This is a genomic window from Pseudundibacterium arcticum (assembly GCF_042646465.1).
GTDB classification, from domain to species: Bacteria; Pseudomonadota; Gammaproteobacteria; order Burkholderiales; family Burkholderiaceae_D; genus Undibacterium_A; species Undibacterium_A arcticum.
The window spans coordinates 42,816-54,905 of record NZ_JBHRTP010000022.1 but is presented as its reverse complement, the minus strand read 5'-3'; the positions used below and the strand labels follow the sequence as shown (position 1 = coordinate 54,905).

General features: G+C 61.6%; 16 protein-coding genes. 10 read left to right on the top strand and 6 right to left on the bottom strand.

Going from position 1 to position 12,090, the window contains the following annotated elements; translation table 11 throughout:
- Window positions 1-244: 244 nt before the first annotated feature.
- From ACFOFO_RS07880 to gpmA, 4 genes are all read right to left on the bottom strand, one after another.
- Window positions 245-1,018, bottom strand: coding sequence for a HesA/MoeB/ThiF family protein (locus tag ACFOFO_RS07880; RefSeq protein WP_390322057.1), 774 nt, complete (start codon window positions 1,016-1,018; stop codon window positions 245-247).
- Between the two features lie 165 nt (window positions 1,019-1,183).
- Window positions 1,184-2,647: a S41 family peptidase gene (locus tag ACFOFO_RS07875; RefSeq protein ID WP_390322058.1), complete on the bottom strand. Its 1,464-nt coding sequence runs from the start codon at window positions 2,645-2,647 to the stop codon at window positions 1,184-1,186.
- A gap of 115 nt (window positions 2,648-2,762) precedes the next feature.
- The gene (locus ACFOFO_RS07870; protein WP_390327840.1) at window positions 2,763-4,163 is read right to left on the bottom strand and encodes a murein hydrolase activator EnvC family protein; all 1,401 of its coding nucleotides are present in this window, start codon (window positions 4,161-4,163) and stop codon (window positions 2,763-2,765) included.
- A gap of 116 nt (window positions 4,164-4,279) precedes the next feature.
- On the bottom strand, window positions 4,280-5,026 hold the full coding sequence (gene gpmA, locus ACFOFO_RS07865) for a 2,3-diphosphoglycerate-dependent phosphoglycerate mutase (RefSeq protein WP_390322059.1): 747 nt from the start codon (window positions 5,024-5,026) through the stop codon (window positions 4,280-4,282).
- A gap of 133 nt (window positions 5,027-5,159) precedes the next feature.
- On the opposite strand from gpmA, the gene ACFOFO_RS07860 reads away from it, so the two are divergent.
- The 5 genes from ACFOFO_RS07860 (at window position 5,160) to ACFOFO_RS07840 (ending at window position 8,427) form a co-directional block, all read left to right on the top strand.
- Window positions 5,160-5,561, top strand: coding sequence for a rhodanese-like domain-containing protein (locus ACFOFO_RS07860; RefSeq protein ID WP_390322060.1), 402 nt, complete (start codon window positions 5,160-5,162; stop codon window positions 5,559-5,561).
- Between the two features lie 86 nt (window positions 5,562-5,647).
- On the top strand, window positions 5,648-5,911 hold the full coding sequence (grxC, locus tag ACFOFO_RS07855; protein ID WP_390322061.1) for a glutaredoxin 3: 264 nt from the start codon (window positions 5,648-5,650) through the stop codon (window positions 5,909-5,911).
- A gap of 178 nt (window positions 5,912-6,089) precedes the next feature.
- Window positions 6,090-6,584 carry a protein-export chaperone SecB gene (gene secB / locus ACFOFO_RS07850; protein WP_390322062.1) on the top strand — a complete coding sequence of 165 codons (495 nt, stop codon included), beginning with the start codon at window positions 6,090-6,092 and terminating at the stop codon, window positions 6,582-6,584.
- A 176-nt stretch (window positions 6,585-6,760) separates the two neighbouring features.
- Complete coding sequence (locus ACFOFO_RS07845; RefSeq protein WP_390322063.1) at window positions 6,761-7,219, top strand: SH3 domain-containing protein; 459 nt, start codon at window positions 6,761-6,763, stop codon at window positions 7,217-7,219.
- 191 nt (window positions 7,220-7,410) lie between these two features.
- Entirely contained in the window at window positions 7,411-8,427 is a 1,017-nt protein-coding gene (locus ACFOFO_RS07840; RefSeq protein ID WP_390327841.1) for an NAD(P)H-dependent glycerol-3-phosphate dehydrogenase, read from the top strand.
- Window positions 8,428-8,464: 37 nt separating this feature from the next.
- On the opposite strand, the gene ACFOFO_RS07835 is transcribed toward ACFOFO_RS07840, so the two are convergent.
- Window positions 8,465-8,797, bottom strand: a complete 333-nt coding sequence (locus ACFOFO_RS07835; RefSeq protein WP_390322064.1) for a cupin domain-containing protein — start codon at window positions 8,795-8,797, stop codon at window positions 8,465-8,467.
- 111 nt (window positions 8,798-8,908) lie between these two features.
- The gene (locus ACFOFO_RS07830) at window positions 8,909-9,031 is read right to left on the bottom strand and encodes a hypothetical protein (RefSeq protein ID WP_390331299.1); all 123 of its coding nucleotides are present in this window, start codon (window positions 9,029-9,031) and stop codon (window positions 8,909-8,911) included.
- A gap of 10 nt (window positions 9,032-9,041) precedes the next feature.
- Here ACFOFO_RS07830 and gspG point away from each other — a divergent pair, with 10 nt between their 5' ends.
- From gspG to gspK, 5 genes are read left to right on the top strand one after another with little or no spacing between them, the layout of a single operon-like run.
- The gene (gspG, locus tag ACFOFO_RS07825) at window positions 9,042-9,506 is read left to right on the top strand and encodes a type II secretion system major pseudopilin GspG (RefSeq protein WP_390322065.1); all 465 of its coding nucleotides are present in this window, start codon (window positions 9,042-9,044) and stop codon (window positions 9,504-9,506) included.
- Window positions 9,507-9,562: 56 nt separating this feature from the next.
- Entirely contained in the window at window positions 9,563-10,030 is a 468-nt protein-coding gene (gene gspH, locus ACFOFO_RS07820; protein ID WP_390322067.1) for a type II secretion system minor pseudopilin GspH, read from the top strand.
- Between the two features lies 1 nt (window position 10,031).
- Complete coding sequence (gene gspI, locus ACFOFO_RS07815; RefSeq protein WP_390322069.1) at window positions 10,032-10,412, top strand: type II secretion system minor pseudopilin GspI; 381 nt, start codon at window positions 10,032-10,034, stop codon at window positions 10,410-10,412.
- 4 nt (window positions 10,413-10,416) lie between these two features.
- A complete protein-coding gene (locus ACFOFO_RS07810; protein WP_390322070.1) occupies window positions 10,417-11,037 on the top strand; it encodes a prepilin-type N-terminal cleavage/methylation domain-containing protein in 621 nt (206 codons plus the stop codon).
- The gene (gene gspK, locus ACFOFO_RS07805) at window positions 11,034-12,083 is read left to right on the top strand and encodes a type II secretion system minor pseudopilin GspK (RefSeq protein WP_390322072.1); all 1,050 of its coding nucleotides are present in this window, start codon (window positions 11,034-11,036) and stop codon (window positions 12,081-12,083) included. Before ACFOFO_RS07810 ends, gspK begins: the two co-directional genes overlap by 4 nt.
- Window positions 12,084-12,090 lie beyond the last annotated feature (7 nt).

Below are 12,090 nucleotides of genomic sequence, written 5' to 3'. Positions count from 1 at the left end.
GCCTCCTGTCAATGTTGCGACCAGCCCATCCCTGCCAGGCTGGCGTTGCCGATCAACGATGCCCGGTGCATCGGGCAAAAGTCCCTATTACACAATAGCAGGTCAGGCGCCGCCTTGTCGGATCGGTCACAGACTTCAGCTGAATCCGTTTTTCAGGCTGGGCCGGGCGATGTTACTAGTGTTGAGAGTGGTGGCGAGGCCGTGGCGTTTCTATGCCCACTTGCGCAACAAATGACGATCCGGATCAGGGGTGGGGGTTGCCGGCGTGGTGGTCTGCACCACATACGCTGCAGCCGGCATTGCGGGCAATCGCGATCGAGGTCCACTCCATGCCGAGGGCATCCAGCAGCAGCAGCCGCCCGGCCAGCGACTGGCCGATGCCTGCCACCAGTTTCAGCGCTTCGGCCGCCTGCATGCTGCCGATGATGCCCACCAGCGGCGCGAATACGCCCATCGTCGCGCACGCGACTTCCTCGTATTGCTGCTCCGGCGGAAACAGGCAGGCGTAGCAGGGCGAATCGGCACGGCGCGGATCGAACACGCTGATCTGACCGTCGAAACGAATCGCCGCACCGGACACCAAGGGCACCTGGTTGGTGACGCAGGCCTGGTTGATCGCATGGCGGGTCGAGAAGTTGTCGCTGCAATCGAGCACCACGTCGGCGCCGCGCACCAGTTCGTGCAGGCGTTCGCCGGCCAGCCGCTCGGTCAGCGCCAGCACCGCGACTTCCGGATTGATGGCGGCCAGCGTCCGTTGGCCCGAATGCGCCTTCGGCTGGCCGACGCGCTCGGTGTTGTGCAGGATCTGGCGCTGCAGATTGGTCAGGTCGACGCTGTCATTGTCGACCAGCGTGATCCGGCCGATGCCGGCCGATGCGAGATACAAGGCCACTGGCGAGCCGAGTCCGCCAGCGCCGATTACCAGCGCATGCGCGGCCAGAAGGCGGGACTGGCCTTCGATGCCGATTTCATCGAGCAGGATATGGCGCGAGTAGCGCAGCAGCTGGTTGTCGTTCATGGCGTTGGATGGGTGTGGTGGGCGTATTGTGGTGGGCGTATTTAAGCGCAAATAAGCAAATTTGGGTTGGCTGCGATATGCCGTCAGGCTCCCACAAAACAAAAGGCCGCATTGCTGCGGCCTTCATTCGGCGCCTGTCGGCTGTCGCCATGGCCGACCAACAGCTTACTTCTTCACGCCATTCTTCTTGTCGTCTTTCTTGTCATTGATCGACATTTCCTTCTTCGGCTCTTCCTTGACCTTCGACAGTTGCACCGGCAGGCCTTTCAGCTGGTTCAGCGCTTGTGCCAGCTGGAAGTCTTCCTTGCTGCCGTAATCGAGCGGCTTGCGCTTGCGTTCCTGTGCGATCAGGCGCTGCTCTTCTTCCAGTTCGTCGCGTTTCACCTTGACTGCTTCCGGCACCTTGTCGAGGTCATTGCTCAGATGTTTCTGCAAATCGGCCTCGCGCACCCGCAGGCCATTGAGGCCGTCGCCGTCAGCGTATTCATCGACCATCAGGTCCGGCACGATGCCCTTGGCCTGGATCGAGCGACCGTTCGGTGTGTAATACCGCGCGGTGGTCAGCTTGACCGCGGTGTCGAGCGATAGTTGGCGGATAGTCTGGACCGAGCCCTTGCCGAAGCTCTGGGTGCCCATGATGGTCGCGCGCTTGTAGTCCTGCAGCGCGCCGGCCACGATTTCGGACGCAGAAGCCGAGCCGGTATTGACTAGCACGACCATCGGCACTTTCTTGACCGCATCCGGCAGCTTTGACAACGGATCGCCGGTGCCGCGCGATGCGTAAAACTCGCGTTTGGCATAGAAAGTGGCTTTCGAATCCGGCAATTGGCCGTTGGTCGACACCACCACTACATCCTTCGGCAGGAAGGCAGCGGCGACGCCGATCGCGCCCGGCAGCACGCCGCCCGGATCGTTGCGCAGATCGAGTACCAGACCCTTCAGATGCGGCTCCTGGGTGTACAACGCATTGATTTTCTTGGCCAGATCGTCGACCGTGGGTTCCTGAAATTGCGCGATGCGCAGCCAGACATAGCCGGGCTCAACCACCTTGCCCTTGACGCTCTGGACCCGGATTTCTTCACGCGTGATAGTCGCGATGATCGGCTTGTCCTCATCCTTGCGGGCGATGGTCAGCGTGATCTTGCTGCCCGGTTCGCCGCGCATTTTCTTGACCGCCTCGTCCAGCGTCAGGCCCTTGACCGGAGTCGAATCGAGCCGCGTGATCAGGTCGCCGGCCTTGATCCCGGCGCGGTAGGCCGGTGAGTCCTCGATCGGCGAGATCACCTTGACGTAGCCGTCTTCCATCCCGACCTCGATGCCGAGGCCGACGAATTTGCCCTGGGTGCCTTCCTTCAGCTCCTTGAATGCCTTCTTGTCGAGATAGGCGGAGTGTGGGTCGAGTGACGCCACCATGCCGGAAATCGCCTCGGTCAGCAGCTTCTTGTCTTCGACCGGTTCGACATAATCGGACTTGATCAGGCCGAATACATCGGCCAGCTGGCGCAGCTCATCGAGCGGCAGCGGCGCGCCGGCGTTTTTTTGCGCCATCGCCGAAAACTGCATCGACGCCGCAACACCGGCAATCATGCCTAAACCGATCAGACTGAAATTCTTGAGTTTGCTGCCCATGGTTCACCTAGTAGTTGTCCAGCTTTTTTTGCCTGGCGTATTTGCCAGGCGCATTTACCAAACTTATTGGTCAAACTTATTTGCTGAACTTAATTGCCAAACTTATTTGCCAAACTTAATTGCTCAGTCTGACCCAGCCGAGCGGGTCGAACGCGCGGCCTTGATGCCGCATTTCAAAGTATAAACCCGATTGTTCATTGCCGCCGCTATTACCTGCGCTGGCAATGGGTTCGCCGCTCTTGATGGCGTCGCCGGCACGCTTGAACAAGCTTTGATTATTGCCATAGATCGTCATGTATTGGCCGCCATGATCGATGATGAGCAGGTTGCCGAAACCGCGCAGCCAGTCGGCAAATACCACCCGGCCGCCGGCCACTGCCTTGATCTCGCTCCCTTCGGCGGCACGGATGAACAGCCCCTTCCAGCTCGGGCCGTCGTCGCGCGTGCTGCCGAATTTTGCCGCCAGCGTGCCACGCACCGGCAGTCGCAGCCGACCGCGCAACTGCGCGAAGGCCGCTCCTTGGAGGCTGGCGTCCGCGCTTAGTTCATTCTTTGATTCATTGCTACGGTCGGCGTTGGCGTCGCTCTTGCCATCGTGTTGCGCCACCACCCTGGCCGCTGGCTCGTCATCGTCGATGGCGTCCGGATTGGCCGGCTTGATCTTGCCGGCGGCCTGGCGCGACCGCTGGCGTTCTCGTTGTGCCTGGTTGCGCGCCTCCAGCTCGCGTGCCTTGGCCTGCGCCTGTTGCTGTTGGCGGCGTTTTTCCTGGGCCGCCGCATCGGCCTTCTGTTGTTGTTCGACCAATAGTGCCAGTTTGTCGACCAGTCCGGACAGGCGCTGCTCGTCACGTTGCAGATTGCCGGCCTGCTTGCGCTGCGCGCTCAACTTGCTGGACAGTTGCGCCAGCAGCGTGGCGCGGCGCGCCTGTTCCTTGAGCAGCAGCGCGCGCTGGTCGCGTTCTTCCTGGGCGATTTCGTCCAGTTCGTCGTTCGCGTTCTGGGTCGCGGCCTTGTTGCTTTCGACTGCCTGCAGGTTGGCGCGCAGTGACGTCACCAGCCGCGCCTGGGCCTGCGACAGATAGCCCATGTATTGCAGGTCGCGGTTGATACGGTTCGGGTTGTCGCCGGATAACAACAATTTGATCCGGTCCTCGTTGCCGGCGACGTAGTGTTCGCGCAGCAGTTTCGCGAGGCGTTGTTGCTGGGATGCAATAACATTGCTCAGGTCGATTTGCTGTTTCGACAATTGTTCGAGCCGCGCACGGGTCTGGCTCTGCTCGTCGCCCAACTCGCGCAGCGAGCGATTGGCGTCCGAGATGGCGGCTTCCGATTCGGCCAGGGTGTCGGTCGCACTGTCCCTGGCGCTCTCGGTCTGGCTGATATCGCGTTTCAGGCTCCGCAGCTGGTCGTGCAACTCGGCACGTTCCGCCTCGGCCGCACTTTTTTGCTTGCTGCGTTCGGTGACCTTGCTGGCCGCCAACGTGCTGCCGGACAGCGATAGCAATAGCGTCGCGATGCCGCAGACGGCCAGCAGCCGCCCGGCGGCAGCGCTAAGCCGGCCGCTGCGGCAGGCAGCGGTCAACCTGCCGGCGCGGATGACGGGGTGGATGCAGGTGTGGATGACGGTGAAAATTATCGCGCCTTGCCCTGACTCGCGACTGCCTGCTGCGCGGCCTCGATTGCGGCCGGATCGCCCAGGTAGTAGTGGCGGATCGGCTTCAGGTCGGCGTCCAGTTCATACACCAGCGGCTGGCCATTCGGAATGTTCAGGCCGACGATATCCTGATCGCTGATCCCGTCCAGCATCTTGATCAGCGCGCGCAGGCTGTTGCCGTGGGCTGAAATCAGGATCCGCTTGCCGCTGCGGATGGCCGGTGCGATCGCGTCATCCCAGGCCGGCATCACGCGCACCACCGTATCTTTCAGGCATTCGGTCAGCGGGATCTGTTCGCGCTTGAGACCGGCGTAGCGCGGGTCGTGGTACGAGGTGCGCGGATCGTTGACGTCGAGCGGGTCGGGCGGAGTGTCATAGCTGCGGCGCCACACCAACACCTGCTCGTCGCCATACAATGCGGCGGTTTCGGCCTTGTTCAGGCCCTGCAGCGCACCGTAATGGCGCTCGTTCAGGCGCCAGTCATGCTCGATCGGCAGCCACATCAGGTCCATTTCGTCGAGCGTCAGCCAGAGCGTGCGAATCGCGCGCTTCAGCACCGAGGTGTAGGTCAGGTCGAAGCTGAATCCGGCTTCGCGCAACAGCTTGCCGGCCTCGCGCGCTTCGGCTTCGCCCTTGGCGGTCAGGTCGACGTCGGTCCAGCCGGTGAAGCGGTTGTCGAGGTTCCAGGTGGATTCGCCGTGACGCATGAAAACAATTTTATACATAGGGGAGATTGGCTAGTGATTGGACAATGTGTGCGTTGACTTACCGAGATTTCCGGTCGCCGGGAATCGTGATCCCATCGCATCCTGCCATCTATTTTATAATGGCAGGATTGACTTAAACCATTGGAAATCCGTGAAATTCATCGTAGACAATATTTTTCTGATCGGCATTGCCCTGGTCGCGGGCGGCGCGCTGCTGTTTCCAAGCCTGCAGCGCCGCGGCAGCACACTGTCGTTGTTGCAAGCAACACAACTGATCAACAAGGGCCGTACCACCATCCTGGATGTGCGGGAACCGGCCGAGTTTGCCTCCGGTCATCTGCGTGACGCAAAAAACATCCCGCTGGTGGAATTGCCAAACCGGATCGGCGAACTGGAAAAGTCGAAAGCCAAACCACTGATCGTGGTCTGCCAAACCGGCACGCGGTCGGCCAAGGCCGAGGCGCAACTCAAGAAGGCCGGTTTTGCCGAGGTTTCTTGCCTCGGCGGCGGCCTCGCTGCATGGCAGGCGCAGGGCCTGCCGACTGTGAAATGAATAGCAATAAAGCAGAAACAAGCTGAAATAAGCTGAAACAAGCAGAAATAAGCTGAAACAAGCAGAAATGAAACAGGATTAATGACATGACCAACCCCGTTTTAATGTATGGCACCGCCGTGTGCCCGTATTGCGTGATGGCGGAGCGGCTGCTGAAGTCGAAGGGAGTCGACGCGATCGAAAAGATTCGTATCGACCTGGAGCCGGGGCAGCGCGAGGCGATGATGGAACGAACCGGCCGCCGTACGGTACCGCAGATTTATATTGGCGAAACTCACGTCGGCGGATTTGACGACTTGTCGGCGCTCGACAAGGCTGGCAAACTACTGCCTTTGCTGCAAGGTAGTTGAGGTGGTCTTATGATCCTGCCGCGCCGCGCCTTATCAAGTCTGGTTTGCTCGCCGTACCTTGGTACGGCGCTATCCATTGCCTTGATGCCGCGCCGTCCGCACCGGTTTTCTGAGCGCTCCGACCACATAACTCCCGGATGGCAATGCCGTCCATTCCCAATCTCATTGAAAGCGTTTCATGGCTGACGAAAATCTGCAACCCGTATTCCAAATTCAACGCGTGTACCTGAAGGATCTGTCGCTGGAACAGCCGAACTCACCGGCCATTTTCCTTGAGCAAAGCGCACCAACGATCGAAGTGTCGGTCGACGTCGGCGCCGAACAACTGGCCGAAGCGATCTTCGAATCGAGCGTCACCATCACCGTCACCGCCAAGATCAACGACAAGGTCGCGTTCCTGGTCGAAGGCAAGCAAGCCGGTATTTTCGAAGCACGCAATATTCCGGCCGACCAGCTCGACCCGCTGCTCGGAATCGGCTGCCCGAACATCCTGTATCCTTACCTGCGTGCCAATATTGCCGACGCCATCACCCGTGCCGGCTTCCCGCCAGTGCATCTGGCCGAGATCAATTTTGAAGTGTTCTACCAGCAGCGCCAGCAGTCCGGCGCCGCGCAGCAGGGCAACGGCGCAGCAGTGCCAAGCACCGAAGCAGCGAGCCCGACACTGAACTAAGTCGGCCTTGAGGCGACCTGCGGCCACGATGCATTGCATGGTGACCGGCAGGCTCGCCATCAGGTTCCAAGTTGAATCACCACACGCGCCGGCGTGCGCCATGTGTGCCAGAGCCAGTCAGGCTGATGGCGGTTCGGGCAGCGCGCTCCGGTAGCACATTCTGCTGAAGGCGCCGCATGAACTTCCCAGGCATCAAATCCCCTCGTGTCGTCACCTTCGCGACGCTGCTGCTGGCCGCCGCCGCGGTGCATGCGGTCGAGTTCAGGGCGATCGGTGCCGCGCCCGCGGTGCTGTATGACGCGCCCTCGGCCAAAGGCATCAAAGTCTTTGTCGCCCCGCGCGGCATGCCGGTCGAAGTGATCCTGACTTACGGCGAATGGAGCAAGGTGCGCGACGCTGTCGGCGGCTTGTCCTGGGTCGAGTCGCATGCGTTGGTTAGCAAGCGCAGCGTGGTCGTCACCGTCGCCAATGCCAAGATACGCAGCAGCGCCGACGAAGCGGCGGCCATCGTGTTCAGTGCCGACAAGGGCGTATTGCTCGATCTGGCCGAACCGGTCAGTTCGAGCTGGCTCAAGGTCAAGCATCGCGACGGCCAGAGCGGTTACGTCAAGGCGTCTGAAGTTTGGGGCGATTAGTCTTCGATCGGGCGTCGGATTGGCGCGCCCGATTCCCGGTCACGATCAAAATGGCGGCAGTATGCTCGAAAATACGGCTGCGCCCCATGTGATTTGGGCGAATTAGATATATACACCTGCCAGTATAATTCACGATCCAATCCAGAAGAGGCACCATGCAAAGCCATTCCGCCGACCAAGCCAGTCATCGCATGAACATCACCGTGCTCGGCGCCGGTGCCTGGGGCAGTGCAATGGCGATGGCGCTCGCCGCCCGCCACGACGTAATGCTGTGGGGCCGCAACCCGGCCGTCATGGGCGAACTGGCAACCCGGCGCGAGAACCACCCGTATTTGCCAGGATTCAGGTTGCCTGATGCGCTGACGGTGACGGCCGATTTCGACGCTGCGATCGACCATGTGGCATCGACGGCGAGCCGAGCGGGCTCGCTGCTGATTGCGGCCTGTCCGGTCGCCGGCCTGCGGCCATTGGCGCAGCGGTTGCAGGGGACGGCGATCGCGAACCTGGTCTGGCTGTGCAAGGGTTTCGAAGAAAACAGCCGGCTGTTGCCGCACCAAATCGTGCGCGAGGTATTGGGTGCGGACGTCGCAGGCGGCGCCTTGTCGGGGCCTTCGTTTGCCCAGGAAGTCGCGCGCGGCGCGCCGTGCGCGCTGACCATCGCATCGGAGTCGGCCGCATTGCGCGAACGGGTCGTAGCGGCGGTGCATAGCGGCAGTCTACGGGTCTATTCCACCGACGATGTGGTCGGTGTCGAGGTCGGGGGCGCAGTCAAGAATATCCTGGCGATCGCGACCGGCGTTGCCGACGGCCTCGGCCTCGGACTGAACGCGCGCGCCGCGCTGATCACACGCGGGCTGGCCGAAATCACGCGGCTCGGCGTTGCGCTCGGCGGGCGCGCCGAAACCTTCATGGGCCTGACCGGCGTCGGCGACCTGATCCTGACCTGCACCGGCGACCTGTCGCGCAACCGCAAGGTCGGCCTCGGCCTGGCGCAAGGCCAGACGCTGGACGCGATCGTCGCCGAACTGGGTCACGTCGCGGAAGGGGTGCGCTGCGCGCAGGCAGTGCGGGCGCTGGCGCAGCAGTATGGGGTCGAGATGCCGATCACCAATGCGGTGGCCGGCGTGTTGTTCGATGGCGATTCGCCGCGCGACATGGTGACGCGCTTGCTGGCACGCGATGCGCGCGACGAGGTCGATCGCAGCTAAAACCTGAACCCGGAGCACGGACGGGGTGCCGGCGCGCCTAGGCTGGGTGCAACAAGATGGTCAGCAGCGCGGTCGAGTTTTCAAGCGCCAGTAAGGCGTGCGGTGCGCCGCCAGCCAGGTAGACCAGGTCGTTGGCCCCGAGCTGGATGGCGCGGCCATGCGCGCTCAGTTCGATCGAACCGGCCAGGCATTGGAGTGTGACCGCTCCGGGGACTTGGTGCTCGGGCATTTTCTTGCCGGTCGGCATCGTCATTCGGATGACTTCCAGCTGTTCGGTCTTGATCAGCGCGATCGACGAAAATTCCGACAGAGGCGCGGGCGCCGGATCCAGATGCAGCAATTCGCCTGAGTCGGCATGGTGCAATGACATTGCGAACTCCTTGTCGTGTGTGACTGCGGTGCGCGATGCTGACGAACCTCGACCGAATATTGCAATCGCTCACTAACGCCAGTAGCCGTTAACATCGGCACTTTAGATAAATTATGCTGTCACATCTGTCAGTTGCCATTGCTCCGCATCAAAAATATCAATTGCCAAATGCGCGCAGCATGGTTCAAATCCCACTTCGGCCTTATACTTTGATTTTTGATTTCTTGTTGACAACAATTTTCCTATGATCACAACACAACTTCCCGCCGCTCGCCGCCCACTGGTTCGCGCTATCGCGCGCGGCTTCACGCTGATTGAGATCATGGTCGTGGTCGTAATCATGGGCATTCTGGCCGCGCTGGTGGTGCCCAAGCTGATGGGGCGCACCGACGATGCACGCATCATCGCCGCCAAGCAGGACATCGCGACCGTGATGCAGGCGCTCAAGCTGTACAAGCTCGACAACCAGCGCTATCCAACCACCGAACAGGGTCTGCAAGCCTTGATCGTGAAGCCGACCACCGGTCCGGCCGCGAACGGATGGAAGACCGGCGGCTATATCGACAAGCTGCCGAAAGATCCGTGGGGCAATGCCTATCAATACCTGTCGCCCGGCATCAAGGGTGAAATCGATGTGTTCTCCTTCGGTGCGGATGGTCAGGCGGGCGGCGCCGGCAACGATGCCGACATCGGCTCGTGGGAATTATAAGCAACGGCACTGCACGACGGCGGCAAATCCTCAGGCAGGATTCGCCGGGGTGCGGCATGGGCGGAGCGCGCGGCTTCACGCTGATTGAATTGCTGGTGGTGCTGGTGATCGTCGGCATCACGCTGGGCGTGGCCGCCTTCAACGCGATGCCGAGCGACCGCCAGGCATTGCAGAACGAGGCGCAGCGCATCGCCCTGCTGCTGCAACTGGCGCGCGATGAGGCGATCGTGCGCAATCGTCCGGTCGCGTTCGAGGCCGAGCCGCAGCGTTACCGTTTTCTGGTGCGCGACGACAATAGCTGGAACATCATCACGCAGGCGCAGGACGATCTGCTGCGCGAACGCGAGTTTCAGCGCGCCCCGGTCACGCTGTCGATCAACCCGCAACTATCGACCCAAACCAATCCGATGCGCATCGTTTTTGGCCGCGAACCGGTCGACAAACCTTTTGTGCTGACCTTCTCGGCCGGCGATGCCAGTGTCGCGATCCGCGCCGATGGCATCGGGCATTTTGTGGTCGAATGACATGAGCCATCGCCACCGCCACCGCGCCAGCGGTTTCACCATGCTCGAAGTGCTGGTGGCACTGATCATCGTCGCCACCGCGCTCGGTGCCAGTCTGCGCGCGGTCGGCAGCCTGACCCAAAACAGCAGCGGCTTGCGCGCGAGCATGATGGCGACCTGGGCGGCCGAGAATCATCTGGTGCAAATCCGACTCGCACATGACTGGCCGCCGATCGGCAAGAATTCGTCCGAATGTCCGCAGGGCGAGCTGAAACTGGTGTGCGAGGAAGAAGTGATCGCGACGCCAAACCCCAACTTCCGGCGGGTCGAAGTCAGCGTATTCGATACGCTCAGTCCGGAGCGGCGCATCATCAAGCTGGTGCAGGTGGTGCCCCATCTCTAAGCCTATGAAAAACTCCAGTACAGGTTTCACTCTGATCGAGCTATTGGTCGCGATCACGATCCTCGCGATCGTCGCGGTGCTCGGCTGGCGCGGACTGGATGGCATCGCGCGCGCGCGCGTTGCGCTCACCAGCGATCTGGAACAGACCCGTGGCATGCAGCTGGCGTTCGCGCAACTGCAAAGCGATGGCGAACATATCGCCAACACCACCAATATTGCCGGACGGCCGGTGCTGGCCGCCGACGACGGCCGCCTGACTCTGGTGCGCACGACATTGGCCGAGAACCAGCCGACCCGATTGCAGGTCGTGGCCTATCGCATCCGCGACGGCGTGCTGGAGCGGCGCGAATCAACCGCCGTCCGCGATCTGGCCGAACTCGATGCCATCTGGAGCGCGACCTTGGGCGACACCGACAACACGCAGGCGGTGGCCCTGCAAACCAATGTCGCATCGATGACCATGCGCTACTGGGCTGGCAACGGCCCTTGGGCCACGGCCACCGCCAGTGCGCAATCGGGCAAGGGCGCGGCCAACCTGAACCAGGCCACCGGCCTCGAACTCGAGTTGACACAAACCGGCCGCGATGGCGGCATGAGCAAGGTCTTTCTGTTGGGGGCGGTGTGAGGCCGCTGGCGCCGCAACGCGGGGTGGCGGTAGTGACGGCGCTGTTGCTGACCACGCTGGCGATCACGATTGTCGCCAGTCTGTTCTGGCAGCAACAGGTGCAGGTGCGCTCGATGGAAAACCAGCGGCTGCAATTGCAGGCCAAATGGATTCTGCGCGGCGCGCTCGACTGGTCGCGGCTGATCTTGCGTGAAGACGCAAGAAGTTCGAATGTGGATCATCTGGGTGAGCCGTGGGCGACACCGTTGGCCGACACCCGGCTCGACGACTACGTTGAAAAGGGCCGTTCCGACAGCGATACCAGCGACGCCACGTTGAGCGGCAATGTGGTCGATGCGCAGTCGCGCTTTAACCTGAACAACCTGGCCGAAAACGGGGTGGTCAAGCCAAAGGAGGTCGCGGTCTTTGCGCGTCTGCTGACCAATCTGCATGCCAGCCCGGCGCTGGCGATGGCGACGGCCGACGCGGTGGCGGCGGCGCAAAAGAAGCTGGTTTCCGGCGGTGACGCGACGGCAAAGCCGCCTGCCACTGCAGCGGCACCATCCGCCTCCGAGCCCGGGATGACCGGTGCCGGACTTACCGGCGCTACCAGCGGAACCAGCGACACCGCGGTCCCGACCGGCAACGCCAAAGCGCAGGCCGCCTCAGCGATCGCACTGACGCAGGTCGACGACCTGCTGGCGGTGCCGGGCTTTACCGCCGACACGGTCAACAGCGTAAAGGATTATGTCGTGATCCTGCCGGGAATCAGACCGATTAATGTCAATACCGCGTCGGCCGAGGTCATCGCGGCCAGAATTGATACACTGTCGCTGGCGGATGCCACGGCACTGGTGGCCGGCCGCGACCGGGCCTACTTCAGCGATCCGAACCAGATTGCGCAGCGCTTGCCGGGCAAGCAAATTGCAACGGAAAATGTGTCGGTCAGTACTGATTTTTTTATCGTGTATGGCAAGGTTCGCCTGGACCGCGCAACGCAGGAAATGCGGGCGCTGATCGATCGCAGCGGCGGTAATCCCAAGGTCTTGTGGATACGAGAAAACTAAAAATATA